This window comes from uncultured Litoreibacter sp. (assembly GCF_947487515.1).
Taxonomy (GTDB): Bacteria; Pseudomonadota; Alphaproteobacteria; order Rhodobacterales; family Rhodobacteraceae; genus Litoreibacter.
Genome location: NZ_CANKWO010000002.1, coordinates 830,016 through 853,121 on the forward strand (window position 1 = coordinate 830,016; position 23,106 = coordinate 853,121).

The following is a 23,106-nucleotide window of genomic DNA, read 5'->3' on the forward strand; positions in this document are numbered from 1 at the left end:
AAGGTTAACGCCCTCTTTAGGGGAGTGTAGAGATCGGGATCCATTAGATCATTTTAATCGCTTTGGGTTCCACTGCCAAAACGTAGCCTTTGCGGGCAATATTCTTGATCAATAGTTCACTCATCATCTGGTTTCCCAGATGGTCGCGTAGCCTCTTTATTCGGGTCGTGCCGGAGGCCTCGTCACAATCCACTTCCGGTTTGCCAGAGATCATTGCTTCAATCTCTAAACCCGACAGGATGTCGTCGTCCAAGCGGGCTTCTGCCAAGACGGAAATGGTTTCCATGGCCGCCTCGGTAAGTTTGAATTCCATATCGTTGATCTGGACAATCCGCTCATCGCGACTGACCACAAGAGAGTTGACCTGAATTCCGCTTTTCTCCACCTCGGCCATTCGACGCGCCAAACTGACGAGAAACACAATTGAGACCAAAGCCGCAATGAGAAGTGCGGTGGCGAAAACCAGCAAAACGAAAATGATAAACCGGTAGGAGGCCAATGTATCTGAAAATGCCGTTCCAGATTGCGCCAGAATTTCCAGCAGACGTATTTCACCGCCCTCAGTCAGGGCGTCGTTCTCGATGAATATCCGCTCTACGCGCATGTTGAAGGCATTGGCATCCGGTAGGTTTAGAAACAACACTAACGCTGCAACCGCCAAAATGCTGACAATCACCACCATGCCGATCACAATCACCTGTGTCGGTGAGGGCGCATTACTAGAAGCGGAGGTAGTATGATCCGGCATTCGCCTTCCTCCCGTTCAGACCTTCATCGCCAAACACGGATACTATGTTCAGCAGGCTCCACCCAGCGGCCTCCAGTCGCGGCGCGATGGCCTTGGCTGCGGCCCTGGGCGAGGTACAAGCACTGGCCGGAACCTGTGCTACGCCATAGTGCAGTTTCAGCGGGTTGTCCTTCTTCGCTTTGTAATCAGCATAGCACGCAGCGGTGGCAGGCATTGCCATGCAGGAAAGCCCAAAGCCGAGGGCAAGTATATAGATGTGATTTTTCATATACTGATCATGGTCTTCGCCGCGGTGTTATTCAATATCGCAGCCTCAAATTGCCAAGGTTATCCGATATCAACGCCCTGTCATTGAGCGACAAGACCAACCGCCGTCAAAATCCTCTCATCACAAGCCCGCTGTTTGGGCCTCAATGAAGGATACGAACATGACACGCCAATTTATCGCCGCTCTGCTCAGCTTGTCTCTGGGATTTAGCGCCATGTCGACCGCACCGGCGCGTGCGGATGAAGATGTCGTAAAGGTCATCGCTGGCCTCGCCTTGCTGGGAATCATTGCCAGTGCCGCAAAGAAGGATAAGCGCGAAGTCGCAACGCAGCACCGCCACAGACCACATCATACCCGCCCGCGGCACGCAAAAAAGAAGATCGCTCCGCATCGCTGTCTGCGCGAGCAATGGACCCACCGCGGTGTTCGCGATGTCTATGGCGCGCGCTGCATGAAAAACAATGCGCGTCACGCTTTGCCGCGAAACTGTAAGCGCACCATCGATACCCGCCATGGCGTGCGGAAATTCTACACGCCTCATTGTCTGCGCAAGAATGGTTGGAAAGCCTAATCAAACAAAAGTCGAGCAGGAGGGGGCGGGCCATGTGCTCGCCCCCTTTGGCATGAGGTGGGTCTTGGTTGCACTTCTTTGCGAATCCACATCTTGGTGTGGGTATGACAGGACCAGATTTCACATATGAGCAGGCGTTGATTGCCCAAGGTATACTTACCATTGCGGGAACCGATGAAGTTGGGCGTGGCCCGTTGGCCGGACCTGTCGTTGCAGCAGCGGTCGTTCTGGACCCGCTGAACATCCCCCAAGGGTTGAATGATTCCAAAAAGATCAGCGCCAAGAAACGTAGCCTTTTGTTTGATCAGATCATTGCGACTGCGCGCTATTGCGTGGCGGAAGCCTCTGTTGAGGAAATAGACGCGTTGAACATCTACCACGCGTCGCATTTGGCGATGTGCCGCGCGGTGGAAGGCTTGGGCGCAGTTGAACATGTGCTGGTTGATGGCAATAAAATTCCGAAAGACATGCGACCGCCGGCCACTGCGATTGTGAAAGGTGACGGCAAGTCACAGTCAATTGCTGCTGCATCCATACTGGCAAAAGTGACGCGCGACAGACACATGGATGCACTGGCGCAACAATACCCTGGTTACGGATGGGACAAAAATGCCGGTTACCCCACAAAGGGTCACATTTCTGCACTAGCTGAAATCGGTGTTACCCCTCACCATAGACGTAGTTTTAAGCCGGTACACAATATCTTGTGTCACCACTAAATTTTCAACCCATTGAATTTTAAAGCTTTTGACACCGAATCGCCTTTGACTCATCCTGTACACAACACAGCGAACAAGCACGAAACGTGCACCAGCTTGAGGCGATAAAATGGGTAAAATGACTAAGGTGATGCATGACGCATTGCCACTGAACACGATCATGAACGGCGATTGCATTGAAGCGATGAACAGTCTTCCCGAAGGCTCCATCGACCTGATCTTTGCAGATCCCCCTTACAACCTGCAATTGCGCGGCGACCTTCACCGCCCCGACAATTCCAAAGTTGATGCGGTCGATGATGCGTGGGACCAGTTTTCGTCTTTCCAAAAATACGACCAATTCACCCAAGCATGGTTGAAGGCAGCCAAGCGTTTGCTCAAGCCAAACGGTGCGATCTGGGTGATTGGGTCTTACCACAACATTTTCCGCGTTGGTCACGAGTTGCAGAACCAAGGGTTCTGGATGCTAAACGACGTGGTCTGGCGCAAGTCCAACCCGATGCCGAATTTCCGTGGCAAGCGTTTGACCAATGCCCATGAAACGCTGATCTGGGCGTCAAAGTCCGAAGGCAGCAAATACACGTTCAACTATGAAGCTTTGAAGGCTTTGAACGAAGGTACTCAGATGCGGTCAGATTGGGTTCTTCCCATCTGCACGGGTCATGAGCGCCTCAAGAACGATGCAGGCGACAAGGCCCACCCGACCCAGAAGCCTGAAAGCCTTCTGCACCGCGTATTGGTTGCCACAACCAATCCTGGCGATGTTGTCCTTGATCCGTTCTTTGGGACTGGCACAACAGGTGCAGTGGCCAAGAAACTGGGCCGCGATTTCATCGGAATTGAGCGCGAAGAAGCCTATCGTGAAGTTGCTGAAAAACGTCTGAAGAACGTGCGCAAGTTTGACCGCACGTCTTTGGAAGTCACCCGTTCCAAACGCGCAGAGCCGCGTGTGCCCTTTGGCCAATTGGTTGAGCGCGGGATGCTTAACCCGGGCGAAGAACTCTGGAGCCTGAACGGGCGTCACAAAGCCAAAATCCGCGCCGACGGCACGTTGATTGGGGATGACGTCAAGGGCTCGATCCACCAAGTGGGTGCCGCACTTGAAGGCGCACCAAGCTGCAATGGCTGGACATATTGGACATTCAAGCGCGATGGCAAAAAGGTCCCGATTGACCTTCTACGCCAGCAAATCCGCGCAGAAATGAACTAAACACACCGAATTCAACAGTTACCGCCAGTGTTTGCGAAACTTCGCAAGCACGCAACTGCCCCGCCCTAACCCAAGGTGCGGGGCATTTTTTTTACGCGGTTTGACGATTTGTGGTACTGGTCACATTCGTTACTAATGTCTAAATTACGCGCATATTGTTTATTTAGTACCCAGACAGAACGGCCCCTGATGTCCGAACTTGAAAAAATTGAATCCGAATTGGCGGTGTTGACCAAGCAACTGGCCGATTTCCTTTTGCTGCCCCCTTGTGATCGAAGCACGCCAGGATTTGCCAAGATTTGGCGTCCCATTTCACGATACCGCGTGAGGTTGCGTACGGCGTTGCAAGATCAAGGCTCGATATTGTCGGACCCGAGGTATCGGGATGCTCATACCTCTGAGATGGAGCAACGCGTTGGGTATAACGCGGCCCATCGCCGTCTTCGCCTGTGGCCCAATGTCGAAGATATGGTGAACAAGCAGGTAACGCCTGTGGGTAAGCAACTGATGCCGCAGCCATCGGACTACATGGAGGGCGCGCACAACAAATACGTCAACCACCTGTATTCCGCACTGCATACGTTGGCCTTACCTTCGGCAGAGGCGATGATGAATTTGCTGTCGGACGCGCATCCTGACATTGCGCTACCCGCGACCCATTTTGAGGCGTTGATGCACGCCGCGTATCGTATCTGCCTTGCTCAAGGGCGCGACACACCACCAAGGTTCTTGGATGTTGGATGCGGCGGGGGGACCAAAATTTGGGCTGCCTTGCCCTTTTTCCCAGACGCGTCCGGCTTGGAGAACAACCCCACACAGGTGAAGGTCGGGGCCGCCGCAATGGCGAAGCTGAATGCACCAGAACACTGCATTATCGAAGCAGATGCACGCTTGTTCAAAGATTACTCGAAATACGATGTGATCTACTTCTACCGCCCGCTGAAAGACCCAAATGGTCTGCGCGAGATGGAGGATGCGATCATGGCTCAGGCGCGCCCCGGCACGATACTGATCGCGCCATACCTTGGGTTTTCAGCCGAGAACGAAGACCGTCGCTGCTCAAACATTGCGCCATCAATTTACGTCGTCGGTGTGTCCCCTTATCAAGTGGAAGGCCTGCGTCGACGTTCGGAAATGATCGGCACCGAAGCGCCGCGCCATGGCAGTGCGGCGGACGCATCGCTGGGCTATTGGCGACCAATTGTAGAAGCTTCAAGGCGCAACGGTTACGCCCTGTAACTACCTTGGCATGGGCGTCGTTGCCGACTTGTAAGGGCCCCAGTCCGTGATCTCTGGATAGTACATCGCCCGCCATTTGCGCACACGCGGGTTCATTATACGGCGGAAAATGGGTGGCACCATCGCGGTGAGTGTCATGACCGAATACCCGTAGGGCAGCTGAGGCGCGTCCTCTTCGGTGTAGTTTTGCAAAAGCGGGAAACGACGGTCCGGTTTGTAGTGATGGTCGGAATGGCGTTGCAAGTTGATCAGCAACCAGTTGGACGCCCTATGCGACGCATTCCATGAATGACGTGGTTGAACATGTTCATACTTACCGTCGCCCAAATGCTTTCGGGTGAGGCCATAGTGCTCGATATAGTTGACCAGCTCCAGCTGCCAGATGGCGACGAAAGCTTGGAACATAAACAGGCCCAACCCCGTCCAGCCCCCAACGATGAATGCCAGCAATAGCATTCCCAGCTGAAGCGCCGCGTAGCGAAAAAACGGGTTGGAGGCATCTGTCGCAGGGAGTTGCTTGCGTGCCAACATGGCTTTCTCGGCGTTCCATGCCGAAGTCAGGCTTTGGCGTAGAACGCGTGGAAAGAAACGGTGGAAGCCTTCGTTATAGCGCGCTGTCACGGGGTCTTTGGGGGTGGCCACATAGCGATGATGCGTCAGCAAATGCTCTGAGCGGAAATGCGAATACAGCACCGAAGCCAGCAACAAGTCCCCCAACCAGCGTTCCAGACGGTTCCTTTGATGCATCAACTCATGGCTGTAGTTGATCCCGATTGTTCCGGACACCACTCCGATGCCGAAAAACAGCGCCACTTTCTCGCTGCCCGATAGATGCGCGGCGCGTGTGGCATAGGCGAGCAGCCCAAAGATCATGATGAACTGCAAGGGAAACCATATAATCGTGATGAACCGATACCAAAACAGGTCATCTTCGGGGGTATCAAGATCGGCATTGTCCAAATTCAACCCGATGATTGCATCAAGAATAGAGAACATTCCCCAGCCATAAAGTGGCAGCAATGCCAGCCACCACCCGCCCTGAGTGGCCCCGATAAGGGCAAGCGGAACCATGAGAAGCGACAGCCAAAAGGGAACTGCTGCGCTGAACATTGAAACCTTTTTTGGGGGTAAAGCTGTCATGATGCACCTGTGGCAAGTTTGGTTGTTCGAGGAACTGTACCGCGATGTTGAAGTTCACTCAATTCATCTCGAAGCGGTGTTTCGCCACGTCATAAACCTTGCGCATAACGGTGGGTAAATCCGAAGGCTTGAACTGGCTGTGAGGGACAAAAGAGCCTTTGTTAGGCTCTGAATCATCAAATGCCGTCATCACGTCGAGGATAAGATGAAAATGCGTAAAAGTGTGGCGCACTTCCATTTCGGCGGTTTGCCAGTCTGAATGCGCGGGCGGGGCCGGGGCCGGCGTCGGATCCTCAGCCCATTCGGTGCAGGGCCAAGCAAGCATGCCACCCAACAGCCCGCTTTCAGGACGCGTTTCCAGCAACCAATCACCGGCTGAGTTTCGCAAAACATATGCAGTGCCGCGACGGGTAGGCTTGGGCTTCTTGGGAAGCTTTCGCGGAAGCTCGGGGGCGATGCCGGTTTCGCGCCCCACACATGCAGATACCCAAGGACAAATTCCGCAGGCGGGCTTTTTAGGTGTGCAGATTGTGGCCCCGAGATCCATGACCGCTTGGGCGTAGTCTCCGGCCCTTTTCTGCGGTGTTAGAGCCTTTGCGTGTTCCATCAGCAGGGGTTTGCTGGTCGGAAGTGGGGTTTCAACGGCATGCAACCGCGCCATGACGCGTTCGACATTTCCATCCAGTACGGTTTCAGGAAGGTCATAGGCGATCGAAGAAATCGCCGCAGAGGTATAGGGCCCAATACCTGGCAAGGCTTCGAGGCCCGAACGATCTTGCGGGAACTGCCCATGGAAATCATCAGAAACCGTCCGCGCGCATTTTAGAAGATTGCGCGCGCGTGCGTAATACCCCAGCCCTGCCCAAGCAGCCATGACATCGGCGTCCTCAGCTGCGGCTAGGGCTTTTACTGTCGGCCAAAGGGACGTGAATTTAAGGAAGTAGTCTTTGACTGCAGCAACTGTGGTTTGTTGCAACATGACTTCACTAAGCCAAATTCGGTAAGGATCGGGGCGCACACCGGCGGCGCGATCTTGTGGTGACACTCGCCACGGCATCTGACGCGCATGTCGGTCATACCAAGCCAGTAAGTCGTCCGAAGAAGCCTGCTCACGCAAAGTTTATCCCTTTCGCTGGTCGCTTTTCTCTGACACCGGACCGGTGAAGCGCTAAGTTGAACGCGCAACCTAAGGCAATTTACGTGACTCGCAAGCAGACGCCATATTCCGCCCCAGTAGCCAAGGGCCGCTCGTCCTTCAGGCGACGCGGGTCAAAAGGGTTTTCTGCCATGTCGGGCTTCATCGACGGGCAAATTCGCAAGGCAGGTGAACAACGGGGGTTCGCAGTAATGCGATTGTTGACCCATTGGAGTGAAATCGTCGGAGAAGATACCGCACGTATGGCGAAGCCTGTGGATGTGGGCTACGGGCGCGAAGGCTTTGGGGCTACGCTAACGGTGCTTTGCTCCGGCTCTACCGCGCCGTTGGTACAGCAGATGCTGCCGCAGATTCGCGAAAAAGTTAACGCCTGCTATGGCTATTCTGCCATCAGCCGCGTTCGGATTACCCAGACAGCGCCGGTGGGATTTAGCGAAGGCCAGAGAGCCTTCCAACCCGCCCCAGCAGAAAAGCCGCCTCCGCCAGCACATGTCGTTTCGGCCAGTAAAGAGTTGGCAAACAACGTCGAAAGTGATGGGTTGCGCAGAGCATTAGAAAAATTGGGTCAAAATGTTTTGGCCAAACACGCAAAAACCTAAAAGGAACGCAAACAGATGAACCGCAACATCTTGATCGCTATTGTAGGTGTCTTGGCCATTGGTCTTGGCGCTTTTGTGTTAACTGGAAGTTCGTCCGACCCTGTATCGCCGGTAAATGCGCAAACCGTCGAGGCCAGCGACATTGATACCTCTGGCGTCGTTGAGATGTTTGTTGGTGATGCGGACGCCCCGATTACCTTGATCGAATATGCATCCTTCACTTGCCCGCATTGTGCTTCGTTTCATGCCAATGCCTACAAAAATCTTAAGAAAGATTACGTAGACACCGGAAAGGTGAAATTCGTGTTCCGCGAGGTGTATTTTGATCGCTACGGCCTTTGGGCTGGAATGGTTGCCCGTTGCGGCGGTGGCGAACGCTACTTTGGCATTGTCGACCTGATTTTCGAGCACCAACGCGAGTGGACGCAAGGTGAACCGGCGCAGATCGCAATCAACCTTCGCAAATTTGGCAAGCAAGCCGGGCTAGATGACGCCACTTTGGACGCCTGCCTGACGGACGGGGAAAAGGCCGCAGCGCTGACCGCCGTCTACCAAACAAACGCGACCGCGGATGGCATCCGGTCCACTCCTTCATTGGTCATCAATGGAACGCTGCATCAAAACATGAGCTACGACGAGCTGAAGAAAGTCCTCGACGCAGAGCTGTAATTGATCAGCCTAGAACAACTTGGTCAGCGCAGCATCCAGTGCTGACCAATCCTCGATGTCCAACCGGACCGGAACCGTCAACACCTTCGCGCGAAAGTCGTCGGGAAGCCGTGTTGCATCCTTCTCTGTCGTCACCAACTGAGCGCCTAGCACCGCAGCTTCGCTTTCAAGGCGGGTCATCAACGCGGTGGACAGGGGTTGATGATCTTCCAGCGCTTCCGACTTGACCACATCTGCGCCCAACTCTTTTACCGTCGCGAAAAATTTTTGCGGGTGCCCAATTCCAGCAAAGGCCAAAACGCGGGCGCCCTGCCAGTCCATACCGGTTTGAAGCGGCTGCAATCGCCCCTTCAAATGCGGGCATGGGGGGACCCCCCAAGTTTCCGCAAAATGCCGTTGAGCCTTCGCAGGCCCGATGCTTAGAAGCATATCCGCCCGTTTTAGACCCTTTTCAACAGGTTCCCGCAAAGGGCCGGCGGGCAACACCTTGCCGTTGCCAAATCCCCGTGCTGCATCGACGACAACGAGTGACACATCCTTGTGCAGTTTGGGGTTTTGAAATCCGTCATCCAGAATGATGACATCCGCCCCTTCGGCGACTGCCAGCTTTGCTCCTTCGAACCGGTCGGCGCCAATCCACGTTGGCGCGAAGGCGGCAAGTAGCATTGGTTCGTCACCAACATCTTCTGCTTTGTGGTGACGTTCATTCACCCGCGTGGCAACTTTTAGGGTTCCGCCATATCCACGCGACACCACATGAGGCGTTTTCCCCATGGACTGTAGGCGTTGTACCAGCGCAATAACGGTCGGGGTTTTTCCGGTCCCACCCGCGTTTATGTTGCCCACGCAAACAACTGGGACGTCAATCTTGCTTGGCGTCCCGCGTGACAAACGCCATGCGGTCCCAAAGGCATAGAGCGCGCCAAAGGGGGTGAGCAATGCCGAAAACAACCCCGCAGGGCGATGCCAAAATTCGGGCGGCTGCATCAGCGCTGCTCCGGCGAAGAATCAAGCGCGGCGTTGATTTCTTCAAAGGCCACTTCGGCGGCCTTTGCGCCCTCACTGGTCACCTGCCAAGCGGCATGTGCCATTTCGGCAGATCGATGCGGCTCTAGAAGTTCCATAACGGTTTCACCAAGGTCCCGCGCGCTCAACACCTGTCGGGCAGCATTCGCCTCGTCCAAGCGATCATATATACCTTGAGCATTCGATACATGCGGCCCATGCACGATTGCCGATCCCAAAGCCGCTGGCTCGTAGGGATTATGCCCACCAATTTTGACCAAGGAGCCGCCTAAAAAGGTCAACGGTGCAATGCGGTACCATAGGCCCATCTCGCCCAATGTATCGGCGATGTAGATGTCCATAACGCCATCTGGTTGCACATCTTCTGACCGCAAGGCCACGCGCCAGCCTTTCTTGCGCAATGAGGCCGCGATCGCAGCGCTGCGTTCAGGATGTCTGGGGGCGATGATTAGCAACAACCTAGGAGATGCACGGCGGGCAATCCTTTGGGCTTCCGCCGCCATCTCTTCCTCTCCGGGGTGGGTGGACGCTGCAAGCCAAACCGGTCGGGTCTCGAGAGCCGACGCAATGGATTGGCGCTGGTTCTCGTCATGCGACAAGGCACCGCTGCTTTCCTTTAGCGATCCGTTAACGCGCAAGCGATCCTTTGCTACTCCAAGCCGCTCTAGGCGTTTCGCCGTTATCCGATCTTGGGTCAAAAACAGATCGAATTTGCTTAGAAGGGCCCGTGCGGCCCCCCGAAATCGGGCCCACTTGCGAAAGGATTCTTGTGACATGCGGGTGTTAAGCGACAGCATCCCAATTTCGCGTTCTTTGGTCTCATGGATCAACGCGGGCCACAGCTCGCTTTCAGTCCAAACTGCAACATCGGGCTTCCAATGGTCAAGAAACGCCCGAACGAAGGGGCGTGCATCCAGCGGCACATACTGATGAACAGTTTGATCCGGAAGGCGCGACTTTAACAGATCCGCCGAGGTGCGTGTGCCAGTCGTGATTAAAACATTGAGATCCGGTCGCTCGTCAATCAAGGCGTCGATCAGGTCGAGCAGAGACAGAGATTCTCCAACCGAAGCGGCGTGAAACCACACCAGTTCCCCACGCGGACGGGGCGCAGACGCAATACCACGTCGTTCGTCGATGCGATCAGGGTCTTCCTTGCCCTCCGCCATGCGCGACGCAAGTGTGCGATTGGCGAGCGGAACCATCCAGCGCGAAGCCGTCAGGTAGAGTGCCAACATAGGAGAAAACGCCATACCCGCGCGGCAGCCGTTGCTTAGCCGAGTTCTTCGGTTGAAGAGGCTTCGGCTTGTTCGTCGCGCAGACGGTGAATATGTGCGATGAAGTAGCGCATATGCGCATTGTCGACTGTCTTTTGCGCCTCGGATTTCCACGCATCATATGCCGTTTGGTAATTTGGGAACATCCCCACAATGTGGATGTCGTTGACGTCCTTGAAGGCATTTTTCGTGGGATCGACAAGCTCGCCACCAAAGACGAGATGCAGGCGCTGGGACATGGGATAGCTCCGGATTTGGTACATGGTTTAGGGCGACAATAAGCGATGGTCGAAGTTAGGGACAGGGGCTTATTGTGGACAGGGTTGGCGAATGCGAGATTGCAGGGCTTTGTGCAGGCTAGGCCCCGCTGCATGGCACCCCTTTGTCATCGGGTGGGGGTTGTTGAACACGAGGGGCGCATCGTGTCGATCTGTCACCGTGCCCCCAGCTTGTCGCACGATCAAATCACCGGCCGCGATATCCCATTCCCAGCAGTCGCGCAGAGTCAGCATGGCGTCGTATCGCCCCTGCGCCACAAGGCACAAACGATAGGCCAAGGAAGGTCGAAACTTGCGCTCTACAGGTGGCACATCCCCGTTCCAAAACTCTGGCTTCAGGTTTGGTTTGGTGGTGAGCAGGGTCGCGCCATCCAAGTCTGATCGTGCCGAAGTGATGATATTCTCGCCGTTTAGGGTCGAATTGGCCGTCTCTGTGGCGGTAAACATCAGGTCCATCATCGGGACGTAGACGACCGCCGCGCAGACCTTGCCGTTTCTGGCAATTGCCAAAGAATGCGAAAAATGGCGCTCTCCGGCGATAAAGGCACGCGTGCCGTCTATCGGGTCGATGATGAAGATGTGCTCGTTTGTTTGGCGGGCGGTGTCATCCTCGGTTTCTTCCGAAAGCCAGCCATAGTCTGGCCGTGCATCCAGTAGATCCGCCTTCAACATCGTGTCTATGGCAAGGTCGGCCTCAGTGACAGGGCCAGCCCCGCCCGCCTTGTCCCACACCTGCGGTTGAGCATTGAAATATGTGCGCGCGATATCGCCACTTGCGTGTGCGGCGTCTATCAGCAGCTGTAGATCGTCAGTCTCCGGCAAGGGTTAATCCCTCTACCAAAAGGCTTGGAACGACCCGTGACAAATGCGTGCGTGCGTCATTGGCGGGTTGGATGTGTCGCAGCATATCCAGCAGGTTGCCCGCGACGGTACATTCGTTGATCGCATATTGTGGCTCGCCATTTTCGACCCATATGCCTGATGCACCGCGTGAATACTCCCCCGTATTCGGGTTGATTGTCGAACCGATCATGGACGTAATCCAAAGGCCGGTTCCCATGTCCTTCATCATGTCCTGAAGGGTCACGCTTCCCTGAGTTAGCGCAATGTTAGACACTGTTGGGCTTGGTGGGCCGGACGTCCCGCGCGAGGCGGAGGCCGAGCTTGTCATCCCAAGCTTTCGGGCGTTCGCAAGGTCCAAAGTCCAGCCCTGAAGCACCCCGTCACGTACGATATCACGTGGCGCAGTGGGAAGCCCTTCGCCGTCAAAGGGCTTGGAACCAGAGATGCGCTTGCGGTGGGGGTTCTCGGTGATCGAAAGCCCGTCCGGCAATATCTGCTCACCCAGCTTGCCCATCAACCATGAAGACCCGCGCCCGATCATGGCACCATTCGAGGCCCCTAGCAGGTGGCCGATCAAAGAGGCCGCGATGCGTTCATCAAAGATCACTGGGTATGATCCGGTTTTAGGGCGTCGTGCACCGACCCTTGCGATAGTCCGTTCTCCGGCGATGCGCCCGATGTCCTCAGCGCTGGGCAGCTCATTTTGAAAGATACGGCCTTCGCCGTAATAGTCTCGTTCCATGTCAGGGCCTTCACCTGCAATGGCGACGCACGACAAGCTTCGGCTAGAGCGTTGGTAGCCCCCAGAAAACCCGTTAGATGTGGCCAGATGAATGCGCCGTTGCCCATATCCGGCCGAGGCGGATTGAACCTGACTAATGCCACGTTGAGCTAGGGCTGCGGCCTCTGCACGTTTAGCGTCTTCTTCTAGTTCGGTCGCCTTCGGCTCTGGGGTGGGGTCGTATAGCTCCAAGGCGTCAGCGTCCCAATCCTTGGCCAGTTGGGACGGGTCGGCCAAGCCGATATAGGGGTCTTCCGGTGCTTCCTTGGCCATTGCCACAGCGCGCTGAGCCATGGTGGCTAGGGTTGCATCATCAAATAGGGAAGACGACACAACCGCCTGCCGCTGGCCGATCATGACCCTCAGGCCGATATCGATCCCCTCTGATCGCTCGGCGTGTTCCAGTTTGCCACCTAGGACATCGATCGACACCGATGTGCCGTCCACGGCCATCGCATCTGCGGTATCGGCGCCAGCATTGCGCGCGGCTTGCAACATGCGGTCGGTCAGGGCGGATAGGTTTTGGGACATGGGGTGCTCCGGTAAATCTATGGTTGGAGGTAGTCCTATGGGAGCTGCCTTGCAAGGTGACATCAGCAAGCTTTGCTTGCAACTGCGGGTTGAGACGGGTCAGATGGGGCGTATAGCAATGGAGGATCGCATGGTTGATCTATCAGGAAAAACAGCTTTGATCACTGGGGCAAGCCGAGGCATTGGCGCCGACACCGCGCGCGTGATGGCAAGCGCTGGTGCAAATGTGGTGCTCCTTGCGCGCAACGAGCGCGACCTAGAAGTTCTTGCGGCTGAAATTGGGGCGCAGGCCATTGTTTGCACCACTGATGTCGCCAACTATGATGATTGGGTTCGGGCGGTCACAATCGCATTGGAGCAAACTGGTCGTATAGATATTTTGGTGAATAATGCGGGTCTGATTGATCCTATCTCTCGGATCGAAGACGGAGATCCCGAGCAATGGAGCACTTTGATAGATGTGAATCTAAAAGGTGTCTATTATGGCGCAAAAGCCGTCTTGCCGACCATGATGTCCCTTGGGGAAGGTACCATTTTGAACATCAGTTCAGGAGCGGCGCATGGCCCATTGGAAGGGTGGAGCGCGTATTGTGCCTCCAAGGCGGGGGCGGCGATGCTAACCCGCTGCATCCACCAAGAACATGGGGCGGCAGGCATTCGCGTCATGAGTTTGTCTCCGGGGACGGTAGCGACAGAAATGCAGGTCAAGATCAAAGCCAGCGGCATCAATCCGGTCAGCACGCTCGATCCTTCGGTACATATTCCCGCAGATTGGCCCGCCAAGGCACTGCTTTGGATGTGCGGGGCGGATGCGAACGACTACTTGGGTCAGGAGATTTCGCTGCGCGATGAGGTTGTGCGCAGACGAGCAGGCGTTGAGGGATGATAAACGTGACCAAAGACGATGCGATCTGGATTATCACTATCAATAGGCCTGAAAAGGCGAATTCCCTGACACGGCGCATGCTGAAGGATCTGGCGATCACCATTGAGGAAGCCGCAGGTCGCGCGCAGGCGATAATTCTGACCGGAGAAGGCGAAGTCTTCAGTGCAGGCGCAGACTTGGAGGCGGCAAAAGAGGGCTTGGCCGTTGACCGGATATGGGAGCGCCTGTCGACAGCTGTCGAAAACTTCCCAGGACTAAGTATCGCGGCACTAAATGGCACCCTCGCTGGTGGAGCCATGGGCATGGCGTTGGCCTGCGATCTGCGCATTAGCGTTCCGAGTGCAAAGTTTTTCTACCCCGTCATGCGATTGGGATTTTTACCGCAACCTTCCGATCCGGCGCGGCTATCTGCGCTTGTCGGCCCGTCCCGCGCGAAGATGATTTTGGTATCTGGGCAGAAGATCGAGGCACCCGAGGCATTGCAATGGGGGCTGATCGACCGGATCGTCACGAGGGACGCGCTGATGGAGACGGCCACTTCACTTGCAGCGGATGTTGTCTCCGCGACGCCCGAACATAGCGCCGCAATCAAGGGAATGCTGGCCTAGGCGCCATCGTGCATCTAATAGTTCTCTGTAAACCAAAAAACATCAAAGGCTGGTAACTTGGATAGCAACCCATTTGTTCAAAAGATGCTTGGCTACGGCACGCAAGCTATGGATCTAGCGCTCGGTTGGTTAACCAGCCCTGCGGCATGGTCGCAGTTCGCTTTGCTGGTGGTGGCCTATGTGCTGGCGATTTATGTAAGCCGCCGCTTGACCAGAACTTTGAGCGGTGTGCTGACACCAGAAGAAGGGGCGGCGGGATTGGTCGCGACGACGCGTCGCTTTGTTTTGCAGTTCTTGCCCCTTTTGATGCCCTTGCTGGCCTATGCTTTCACCGCCGTCGGTGAACAAGTTGTGCGGTCTTTGTTTGACAGCGGCGCAGTGATTGCCTTCGGGAAACGGATATTCTTGTTCCTTGCCGCTCGCATTCTCGTGAAACAGATCGTCACAGATTCGTTCCTAAAGCTTCTGGGCAAGTTCATACTTATCCCGATCGCGGCGCTCTATGCGCTGGGGCTGCTCGACACGGCCACCGTGGCTTTGACCGAGTTCCGCATTAATATCGGCAATATTTCCTTCTCGATCATGTCGCTTGTACGCGGGGTGATCGCGGGATCGCTGCTGTTCTGGTTGGGCCGATGGTCCAACGATCAAAGTGCGTCAATGATCGGCAAGCAAGAAGAGTTGCGACCCGCCACGCGCCAACTTGCCGTCAAAGCTGTTGAGATTGTGATTTTCGGCGCGGCCTTCTTGTTGTTGATGAACATCATGGGAATTAACCTCGCCAGCCTTGCCGTGTTGGGCGGTGCGATTGGTGTGGGTTTGGGGTTTGGTCTGCAAAAGATTGCGTCGAACTTTATATCCGGCGTGATTTTGCTGTTGGAAGGCCAAGCCACAGTGGGTGACTTCGTGGAGCTGGATGGCGGCGAAGCTGGCACAATTGTCAAGATGACTGCCCGCGCGATCATTTTGGAAACCTACGACGGGCGCTGGATTGTGGTGCCAAACGAAGATTTCATCGTTACCCGTGTTGTAAACTACTCCGACCAAGGCTCCGCCAATCGGTATGAAGCCGCGTTCTCGGTGTCCTACAACACGGATATCAACACGGTTCCCGCCATCGTCGAAGCGGCGGTGCAGTCGCATCCAGACGTCTTGCTGAAACCTTATCCGGCGGATTGTGAATTGCGTGGTTTTGGCGACAGCGGGATCGATTTTTCGGTCGAGTTTTGGGTCAACGGGATCGACGATGGTCGTCACAAGTACACATCAGACGTGCTGTTCCGCATTTGGAACGCCCTGAAAGACAACGACATTGAAATCCCGTATCCGCACCGCGTGATTGAGTTCAAGGGTGAGATGCCCAAGTGAGCGAAGCACTGGTCATTGGAGCCGGACCTGCAGGCCTGATGGCGGCTGAAATGCTGGCTGACGCAGGGCATGAGGTCACGGTAGCGGACACAAAGCCCTCGGTCGGGCGCAAGTTTCTTATGGCGGGGAAGTCGGGTTTGAACCTGACAAAAGACGAACCCGAGAAATCGTTTCTTGAGGCATATAATGCGGATTGGCTGCGACCGATACTTCAAGACTTCGGACCGACAGAAGTCATGGCTTGGGCGGAGGATTTGGGGCAACCGATTTTCACGGGCTCATCTGGTCGGGTTTTTCCCAAAGCGATGAAAGCATCCCCATTGCTGCGGGCGTGGTTGGCGCGATTGACCGCAAAGGGAGTAACATTTCATACGCGGTGGCGCTGGACTGGCTGGGCAGGGAATGCCGTCACTTTTGACACCCCGGACGGAGTAGTAGAAAAAAACCCAAGCGCGACTGTTCTGGCCTTGGGCGGGGCCTCTTGGGGCAAGTTAGGCTCTGATGGAGCATGGACAAAGCACTTTGAACCTCAGGACCTGCACCCTTTCCAACCCGCCAATATGGGGTTCAAGGTCCAGTGGTCATCGCATATGAAAGACCACCTCGGAGCACCTTTGAAGAACATCGCTTTAAACGGGTCCACGCGCGGCGAGGCCGTCATTTCCGCCAAAGGTCTTGAAGGTGGCGGCATCTACGCGGTGTCGGCCGCTGTGCGCGACGGGGCGCCATTCACTATAGACCTGCTACCCGACCTATCATCGCAAGACGTAGAAAAGCGGCTGCGTCGAAAGCGTGGAAAAGACAGTTTGTCGAACCACATGCGCAAGCACCTGCGCGTGGATGCTGCGAAGTTGGCTCTTTTGCAGGAATTCGGGCGACCACTGCCTGAGCAACCTGCGGCACTGGCCCAAGTCATCAAAGCGGTTCCCATTTCGCATGAAGGTCCGCGTCCGATGGATGAGGCGATTTCAACGGCGGGCGGCTTGGCAGCACAGGCGCTTGACGGCAATTTGATGCTGCGTCGTCGTGTAGGTGTGTTTGCCGCCGGTGAAATGCTTGATTGGGAAGCCCCAACAGGCGGATATCTGATCACTGGGTGTCTAGCGACAGGTCGCAAAGCTGGTCAGGCCGCCGCGATCTACGCCTCTCGGTAATCGAAGAATAGGCATTGGAACTGCTCTTCGGTTTTTTCGACTATGTCGCCCATTTCCTTGTCCAAAGCCTTGTTTAACCCCAGTGGACTGACTTTGCGCTCAGATTGGGTGATTACATCAACAAAGCCGTCAACTGCCTTGGCTCGCAAACATAGGTGAGAATAGTTTCCCCGTTACTGCTGCGAAACGCAAATTTTTCGCGGTCAGGAAAGGCGGAGTCAATCACAGCCTGCGCAGAACAAGCGCCCAGAAACATGATAGTGAGAATTGCGTATTTCATCAGGAAATCCAGTTATGACGCGCGAGCGGCTATATAGGCAGGCCGCGCATGGAGGGTCGCGAGGTACTCTTGAAGGCGGGGTTCGGACAGTTCGAATTTTGCCGACTTCGCCCAATCCAGACAATGGCCCAACACAATATCGCAAATGGTGAACTCTTCCCCCATCAAAAAGGGGCCGTCCCCCATTTGCGCGACCAGCAAGCTCTCGGAGCGGGCGAATTCCCACCTTAAGGACGGCTTCACCTCGGCGACACGCTTTTCGGGCGGCAGGATGAAGCTATGGCGGGCCGAAGTCCAAAGGATTGCGTCCATTTCATCCAGAATGAAATGAGTGAACCCGTCTTGTCGTGCGCGCCCCAATGTGCCTGCTTTGAAGGTGAGGCCATTATGTTTGTCGGCCAAATATGTGATGATTGCGACGCTGTCGGTCAGGGTCGCCCCATCATCGATCAATGCGGGGACCTTGCCAGATATATTATGCTCTTTTGCTTCATCGGATTGCGGCGCAGCTGGCACTTGTGTGTAGGGCAACCCCAGTTCTTCCAAAGTCCACTTTACGCGAAGGGCGCGGGTTTGGGTAACTCCGATCAAAGTATACATAAGAGGCTCCTATCTGCGGTTCATCATTGCAAGGCGGATCAAAGCACGTTCCATCAGCGCCATTTGCGGGGCAGTGCTGGCAGAACGAAGCTGTAGATCCGTATCGGTCAAAAGCTGCAAAGCAGTTTCCAACCTATGCGTCCCCCAAGCGCGGGCCTGCCGCAACATCCGGTCTTTGCGTTTGAAGGGAACCGGCGGGCGGGCGCGTGCCATCCCCGCCTCAGGCCCTTTGGGGTCGCTTGCAGCCAGATGCAATTTCCGAAAATGCTGGGTGGCGCCGATGCACAAGCGCACAGCGGCGACTCCTTGGGCTTCGAGTTTGGTCAGGATCGGGCCGATTTCTTGGAACCGCCCTTCGGCGACAATATCCAGCGCATCATCCAGGGAAGCCTCCGAGGTGGCGGGGGCACAATTCGCGATGTCTTCCGAGGTGACCGGAGTAGCGTCGCCATGCTTATAGAGCGACAGTTTTTCAACTGTTTGACGAAAGTCACCAGGCTCCAGCACGCGGCCCAAATCCATCAAATCGCCCATCGCCTCTGGTGGGATGTCGGTCACACCGGCGTTGCGCAACTCTGCCTCGATTTCGTCGCGCCCGGGTGGATCGGCGTAAATCGCCGCGGCATAGGAATTGTTGTGGCCTTCAAACAGCTTGCGCAGGGCAGAACGCGGGGTCAATTGACCGCAGGTCACCAAGATCGTCGCGTCTCCCTGTTGCCAGTCCTTCAACGCCGCATCGACGGCCTTGGCCACCGTGTCAGTCGCATCTTCCACAAAGGCCACGCGGTGACCGGGAAAGAACCCTTGCGCTTTGATCGCGTCCATCAACATGGCGGGATCCTTGCGCAGCTCGGAGCCGGGAATGCGGGTCAGGCGCATTTCTTCTTCGCCCTGAGGCCCCACCAAGGCTGTGATCACCTCTTGGCGGCGCATGGCGATCCGCATGGCGTCTGGTCCATAGATTAGCAAACCGGCGCGGGTTCGGTCGGGCTTTGCGAAGAACGCGCGGGCGTCTTTCGGGGCCAGCTTCATCCTAGAACTTGCCGGAGTTTATCAACAAGTCGGATGTGATCTTATCCGCGAGCGCAATCATCAGGCGGGATGTTGCGTCCCGTTCCGCAGCTAGGGTCGCCACCGGTTGGACCGAAGAAGAATAGGCGGTGAATGTGTTCACTTTGCCGCTGTGAACGTCTTCGTTGGTGCTGAGATTGCGCACCACGTAATCCGCACGACCCAGAACATTATAGCGCTCGATGTCGTTGGTGTCGGAAATTGCGAGGCCGTTTTCCTCGACGGTGAGCGTAACGGTCATCCCGTAGGTCGGCGCTTGGGCGCGGCCCAAACGTTGCTCTAGCTGGGCCACTAAGTCAAAGCCGTCGCGTGTCGTTGGCTCGTCCACAAGGATCGACCCACGCAGTTTTTCCGCGCTGCCGCCCGTGCCATACACAGGCTCAAACCCGCATGCGGCAGTTAAGGCGGGCAAGGCTAGCAGAAAGAAGCGACGGCTAAATGACGACATTGATGATCCGACCCGGTACCACGATAAGTTTCTTGGGCTCGCGACCTTCCAGAGCCCTGACAACAGCTTCATGCGCCAGCGCGAGTTTTTCAACCTCTTCCTTGGACGCTTCCGAACTAACGTCGATTTCTGCGCGGCGTTTGCCGTTGATCTGGATCGGCATGGTGATGGTGTCTTGAACCAGCAAGGATTCGTCGGCCACTGGCCAAGGGGCGTTAGCAATCAAGCCTTCACCACCCAAATGAGACCAGATTTCTTCTGATAAATGCGGCGTCATCGGTGACATCAGTTGTGCCAAAACCTTCACGGCTTTGCGTTTTGCACCCGGCCCTGCTTTGGACTTGGAGATCGCATTGGCGAATTCATACAGCTTCGCCACGGATTTGTTGAAACCAAAGGTCTCAATCCCCAGCGTTACCTCGTTGATGGCGATCGCACATGCGCGTTCCAAGTCTTGGTCCGTATCGTCGCCGTCGCCAAGGTCCTCGGCCAAGCGCCAAACGCGGCCAAGGAATTTCCAAGAGGCTTCTGCACCGGAGGCGGTCCATTCCACGTCCCGCTCGGGGGGGCTGTCGGACAAAACAAACCACCGCGCCGTGTCCGCCCCGTATTGATCGATAATATCGACCGGATCGACGACGTTCTTCTTGGACTTGGACATTTTTGCGGATGGAATCACCTCCACCGCTTCGCCGGTGGCGCGCAGGGTTGCATTTGCCTCATCCACATCCTCGGGCAAGTGGTAGATCGGGCGATTGTTCTCGTCGCGGGTCTGGTAGATGGCATGTGTCACCATGCCTTGGGTGAACAACGCGTCAAACGGCTCTTTCGCAGAGGCTGGCAAATGTCCGGTTTCCTGCATCGCACGCGCAAAGAAGCGCGAGTACAGCAGGTGCAAGATCGCGTGCTCAATCCCGCCGATGTATTGATCGACGTTCATCCAATAGGCTGCATCGTCAAGATCTGTCGGCGTATCGGCGCGCGGAGACGTAAAGCGGGCGAAATACCAAGAGCTATCAACAAATGTGTCCATTGTGTCGGTTTCGCGCTTGGCCGCTTTGCCGCATGACGGGCAAGGCGTGTCGCGCCACGTCGGGTGGCGATCCAGCGGATTTCCGGGAATGTCGAAAGTGACATCAACCGGCAGCTCAACGGGCAGGTTTTCCTTCTTCTCAGGCACTACGCCGCAGTCGTCACAATGGACCACAGGGATCGGGCAGCCCCAATAGCGCTGACGGCTCAGGCCCCAATCGCGCAGGCGGTATTGCGTGACGCCCTTGCCCCAACCGGCTTTCTCGACGAAATCGATTGTGGTGTTAACAGCATCTTCGCCCGTCGCCACATCAAGCCCAGCGAAATGGTTGACCCATTTCACCTTCTCGGTTTTCAGTGGAACGAAGGCGGTGTTCTCGACCGGCGTCGCATCGTCCGTGGCAAAGAATGTGTCGATCACCGGCAAATCATACTTGCGGCAGAAATCCAGATCGCGTTGGTCATGCGCGGGGCAGGCAAAGATCGCGCCGGTGCCGTAATCCATCAAGATGAAGTTGGCGACCCAGACGGGCAGCTCCCAATCAGGGTTCAGCGGGTGCTTCACCTTTATACCGGTGTCAAAGCCCAGCTTTTCGCCGGTTTCCAAGGCCTCCGCCGTCGTGCCGCCTTTGCGACATTCCGCGATGAACGCAGCGGCTTCGGGGTTAGAGGCCTCCAATTCCTTCGCAAGCGGGTGATCTGGGGAAATGCCTACAAAGCTGGCGCCCATCAATGTGTCGGGACGGGTGGTATAGACCTCGATGGCCGCGCCGCCGTCCGTGCGCTCAAACCCGAATTGCAGGCCGCGTGACTTGCCGATCCAGTTGGCTTGCATCAGCTTGACCTTGTCGGGCCAGTTATCAAGGCCATCCAGTGCACCGAGCAATTCTTCTGACCAGTCGCTGATTTTGAAGAACCACTGTGTCAGGTCGCGACGCTCAACCGGCGCGTCAGAGCGCCAGCCCTTGCCGTCGATCACCTGTTCATTGGCCAACACGGTCATATCAACCGGATCCCAGTTGACCGTCGCGTTTTTGCGGTAAACCAAGCCCTTATCCATCATATCAAGGAACAAGGCTTGTTGTTGCCCGTAGTATTCGGGGTCGCAGGTCGCAAATTCGCGGGTCCAGTCGATGCTAAGCCCCAGCGGCTTCATCTGCTCGCGCATCGCGGCGATGTTGCCGTAAGTCCAATCCTTGGGGTGGCCACCAATTGCCATGGCGGCATTTTCAGCAGGCATCCCGAAGGCGTCCCAGCCCATCGGATGCAGCACGCTAAACCCGCAAGACGACTTATACCGCGCGATGACATCGCCCATTGTATAGTTGCGAACATGCCCGATGTGGATGCGGCCCGATGGATAGGGGAACATCTCTAGCACGTAGTATTTCTCGCGCTGTTCATCGCGGGTGGCGAGGAAGGTTTGGGCGTCATCCCAAGCTTTTTGCCATTTGGGTTCTACGGTGCGTGCGTTGTAGCGGGACATTTGGTCTTCCTAGGATACGAAAAGCGCCGGGCGATAAGGCCCGGCGCATGTAATAGGGATGCGGTTGGACTAGGTCCAGTGGTTAGAGCTTGCCGTCTGCAATGCGAAGCTGACGAGCGCGTGTTAGAATAGCGTCCTCAACAGCGCGGGCCGTTTGCGTGGACACAGCGCGACCACCGGAGCCTTGCAGCGAAACACGCAAAGAACGTGCATCAAGAGCCGGATCGGTGATGAAAATGGTCGCGCGGTAGGCGTTTCCACCACCTTGCGGGCGCCCATACCCCATCGCAATGGTGCCGGTGAACGGGTCGGCAGCCTCTACGGGCATGAAGTTCAACACGTCCAATGAAGCTTTCCAAAGGTACTTGTTAACCTTCAAGGTCACATTTGGGTCGTCGTTATTGGCAAACAAGTCACCGAGGCGGCTGCCCTTTTTGACTGCATTCGCTCGCGCGGCGCTATCGTAATCGCGTGAAAAGCCGTTTGCATCGTTCTCGCGACGTTCGTTCTTACCCTTGCCCAGAATGCCGCTGCCGCCACAAGCAGACAATGCGATAACGAGGGCGCACGAGGTGGTCCAGTTTAGAATACGGGTGATCGCCATGGATATATGCTCTCGGCCTGTTGTTTTCCCTGTCATATCGGACAGGACGAGGTGGAACAAGAAAGAATAGCTAAAGAGAGGATAGGCCCGAAATTAGGACTGTGGCGAAGTTGCATCAACTTTTCGGGTAAACTTGGTGAACACGCGAGGCTGCTTGAATTGCGGGCCTGTCCGTAAGAGATAAGGTCAGACTCAGTTCGGATTCCCTGAATTGAGGTGCACCTAGTTATTAACTCTCGAGGGAAAACGAAATGAAAAAAGTTCTCTTCGCATCCACAGCTTTGGTCGCCTTTGGTGGCGCAGCTGTTGCTGATGTTGCTCTGTCCGGCCGCGCCGAAATGGGTATCTTCTCACAAAACGCAGCATTCCAAGGCGTAGCACCTGCTGGCGCTGCTGACGGCGTTCAGTTCTTCACAGACATCGACGTGACATTCACAATGTCCGGCGAAACAGACAACGGCCTGACATTCGGCGCGTCTGTTGATCTGGACGAAGGTGGCGCAATCTCCAACGC

The 23,106-nt window shown here is 55.8% G+C and carries 25 protein-coding genes; 11 read left to right on the forward strand and 14 right to left on the reverse strand.

Going from position 1 to position 23,106, the window contains the following annotated elements; genetic code table 11:
* Positions 1-43: 43 nt before the first annotated feature.
* The gene (locus tag Q0746_RS09705) at positions 44-748 is read right to left on the reverse strand and encodes a hypothetical protein (protein ID WP_298259641.1); all 705 of its coding nucleotides are present in this window, start codon (positions 746-748) and stop codon (positions 44-46) included.
* Complete coding sequence (locus Q0746_RS09710) at positions 720-1,016, reverse strand: hypothetical protein (RefSeq protein ID WP_298259643.1); 297 nt, start codon at positions 1,014-1,016, stop codon at positions 720-722. Before Q0746_RS09710 ends, Q0746_RS09705 begins: the two co-directional genes overlap by 29 nt.
* 160 nt (positions 1,017-1,176) lie before the next feature.
* Here Q0746_RS09710 and Q0746_RS09715 point away from each other — a divergent pair, with 160 nt between their 5' ends.
* From Q0746_RS09715 to Q0746_RS09730, 4 genes are all read left to right on the forward strand, one after another.
* Positions 1,177-1,587, forward strand: coding sequence for a hypothetical protein (locus Q0746_RS09715; protein ID WP_298259645.1), 411 nt, complete (start codon positions 1,177-1,179; stop codon positions 1,585-1,587).
* A gap of 104 nt (positions 1,588-1,691) precedes the next feature.
* Entirely contained in the window at positions 1,692-2,306 is a 615-nt protein-coding gene (locus tag Q0746_RS09720) for a ribonuclease HII (protein WP_298259647.1), read from the forward strand.
* 109 nt (positions 2,307-2,415) lie between these two features.
* Positions 2,416-3,516, forward strand: coding sequence for a site-specific DNA-methyltransferase (locus tag Q0746_RS09725; protein ID WP_298259649.1), 1,101 nt, complete (start codon positions 2,416-2,418; stop codon positions 3,514-3,516).
* A gap of 189 nt (positions 3,517-3,705) precedes the next feature.
* Entirely contained in the window at positions 3,706-4,755 is a 1,050-nt protein-coding gene (locus tag Q0746_RS09730; protein WP_298259651.1) for a hypothetical protein, read from the forward strand.
* Here the strand turns inward: Q0746_RS09730 and Q0746_RS09735 are convergent, their stop codons facing one another.
* Positions 4,756-5,865, reverse strand: a complete 1,110-nt coding sequence (locus Q0746_RS09735; protein WP_298259653.1) for an alkane 1-monooxygenase — start codon at positions 5,863-5,865, stop codon at positions 4,756-4,758.
* Positions 5,866-5,953: 88 nt separating this feature from the next.
* Complete coding sequence (gene mutY / locus Q0746_RS09740) at positions 5,954-7,012, reverse strand: A/G-specific adenine glycosylase (RefSeq protein WP_298259655.1); 1,059 nt, start codon at positions 7,010-7,012, stop codon at positions 5,954-5,956.
* A 170-nt stretch (positions 7,013-7,182) separates the two neighbouring features.
* On the opposite strand from mutY, the gene Q0746_RS09745 reads away from it, so the two are divergent.
* Both Q0746_RS09745 and Q0746_RS09750 read left to right on the forward strand, forming a co-directional pair.
* Positions 7,183-7,650 carry a DciA family protein gene (locus tag Q0746_RS09745; RefSeq protein WP_298259736.1) on the forward strand — a complete coding sequence of 156 codons (468 nt, stop codon included), beginning with the start codon at positions 7,183-7,185 and terminating at the stop codon, positions 7,648-7,650.
* Between the two features lie 15 nt (positions 7,651-7,665).
* On the forward strand, positions 7,666-8,319 hold the full coding sequence (locus Q0746_RS09750) for a DsbA family protein (protein ID WP_298259657.1): 654 nt from the start codon (positions 7,666-7,668) through the stop codon (positions 8,317-8,319).
* Between the two features lie 9 nt (positions 8,320-8,328).
* Here the strand turns inward: Q0746_RS09750 and lpxK are convergent, their stop codons facing one another.
* The 5 genes from lpxK to Q0746_RS09775 form a co-directional block, all read right to left on the reverse strand.
* Complete coding sequence (gene lpxK / locus Q0746_RS09755; protein WP_298259659.1) at positions 8,329-9,306, reverse strand: tetraacyldisaccharide 4'-kinase; 978 nt, start codon at positions 9,304-9,306, stop codon at positions 8,329-8,331.
* Positions 9,306-10,583 carry a 3-deoxy-D-manno-octulosonic acid transferase gene (locus tag Q0746_RS09760; RefSeq protein WP_298259661.1) on the reverse strand — a complete coding sequence of 426 codons (1,278 nt, stop codon included), beginning with the start codon at positions 10,581-10,583 and terminating at the stop codon, positions 9,306-9,308. The genes lpxK and Q0746_RS09760 overlap by 1 nt, the downstream gene beginning before the upstream one ends.
* Positions 10,584-10,618: 35 nt before the next feature.
* Positions 10,619-10,861 (reverse strand): DUF4170 domain-containing protein, encoded by a 243-nt coding sequence (locus Q0746_RS09765; RefSeq protein WP_298259663.1) that lies wholly within the window; start codon positions 10,859-10,861, stop codon positions 10,619-10,621.
* A gap of 69 nt (positions 10,862-10,930) precedes the next feature.
* Positions 10,931-11,722: a 3'(2'),5'-bisphosphate nucleotidase CysQ gene (locus Q0746_RS09770; protein WP_298259665.1), complete on the reverse strand. Its 792-nt coding sequence runs from the start codon at positions 11,720-11,722 to the stop codon at positions 10,931-10,933.
* Complete coding sequence (locus Q0746_RS09775; RefSeq protein WP_298259667.1) at positions 11,709-13,055, reverse strand: TldD/PmbA family protein; 1,347 nt, start codon at positions 13,053-13,055, stop codon at positions 11,709-11,711. The genes Q0746_RS09770 and Q0746_RS09775 overlap by 14 nt, the downstream gene beginning before the upstream one ends.
* A 130-nt stretch (positions 13,056-13,185) precedes the next feature.
* Here Q0746_RS09775 and Q0746_RS09780 point away from each other — a divergent pair, with 130 nt between their 5' ends.
* The 4 genes from Q0746_RS09780 to Q0746_RS09795 all read left to right on the forward strand — a co-directional run bounded on the left by Q0746_RS09780 (position 13,186) and on the right by Q0746_RS09795 (position 17,071).
* Positions 13,186-13,941 (forward strand): SDR family oxidoreductase, encoded by a 756-nt coding sequence (locus Q0746_RS09780; RefSeq protein WP_298259738.1) that lies wholly within the window; start codon positions 13,186-13,188, stop codon positions 13,939-13,941.
* Positions 13,938-14,549, forward strand: coding sequence for an enoyl-CoA hydratase/isomerase family protein (locus Q0746_RS09785; RefSeq protein ID WP_298259669.1), 612 nt, complete (start codon positions 13,938-13,940; stop codon positions 14,547-14,549). Before Q0746_RS09780 ends, Q0746_RS09785 begins: the two co-directional genes overlap by 4 nt.
* Before the next feature lie 84 nt (positions 14,550-14,633).
* Positions 14,634-15,917, forward strand: coding sequence for a mechanosensitive ion channel domain-containing protein (locus Q0746_RS09790; RefSeq protein WP_298259740.1), 1,284 nt, complete (start codon positions 14,634-14,636; stop codon positions 15,915-15,917).
* Positions 15,914-17,071, forward strand: a complete 1,158-nt coding sequence (locus tag Q0746_RS09795; RefSeq protein ID WP_298259671.1) for a TIGR03862 family flavoprotein — start codon at positions 15,914-15,916, stop codon at positions 17,069-17,071. The genes Q0746_RS09790 and Q0746_RS09795 overlap by 4 nt, the downstream gene beginning before the upstream one ends.
* A gap of 292 nt (positions 17,072-17,363) precedes the next feature.
* On the opposite strand, the gene Q0746_RS09800 is transcribed toward Q0746_RS09795, so the two are convergent.
* The 5 genes from Q0746_RS09800 to Q0746_RS09820 form a co-directional block, all read right to left on the reverse strand.
* A complete protein-coding gene (locus Q0746_RS09800; RefSeq protein WP_298259673.1) occupies positions 17,364-17,951 on the reverse strand; it encodes a glutathione S-transferase family protein in 588 nt (195 codons plus the stop codon).
* Between the two features lie 9 nt (positions 17,952-17,960).
* Positions 17,961-18,983 (reverse strand): DNA polymerase III subunit delta, encoded by a 1,023-nt coding sequence (gene holA / locus Q0746_RS09805; protein WP_298259675.1) that lies wholly within the window; start codon positions 18,981-18,983, stop codon positions 17,961-17,963.
* 1 nt (position 18,984) lies between these two features.
* Positions 18,985-19,470: an LPS assembly lipoprotein LptE gene (gene lptE / locus Q0746_RS09810; protein ID WP_298259677.1), complete on the reverse strand. Its 486-nt coding sequence runs from the start codon at positions 19,468-19,470 to the stop codon at positions 18,985-18,987.
* Entirely contained in the window at positions 19,457-21,988 is a 2,532-nt protein-coding gene (leuS, locus tag Q0746_RS09815; RefSeq protein ID WP_298259678.1) for a leucine--tRNA ligase, read from the reverse strand. Before leuS ends, lptE begins: the two co-directional genes overlap by 14 nt.
* 82 nt (positions 21,989-22,070) lie before the next feature.
* The gene (locus tag Q0746_RS09820) at positions 22,071-22,592 is read right to left on the reverse strand and encodes a DUF3576 domain-containing protein (RefSeq protein WP_298259680.1); all 522 of its coding nucleotides are present in this window, start codon (positions 22,590-22,592) and stop codon (positions 22,071-22,073) included.
* A gap of 251 nt (positions 22,593-22,843) precedes the next feature.
* Here Q0746_RS09820 and Q0746_RS09825 point away from each other — a divergent pair.
* On the forward strand, positions 22,844-23,106 hold a 263-nt coding region (locus Q0746_RS09825), incomplete at its 3' end, for a porin (protein WP_298259682.1).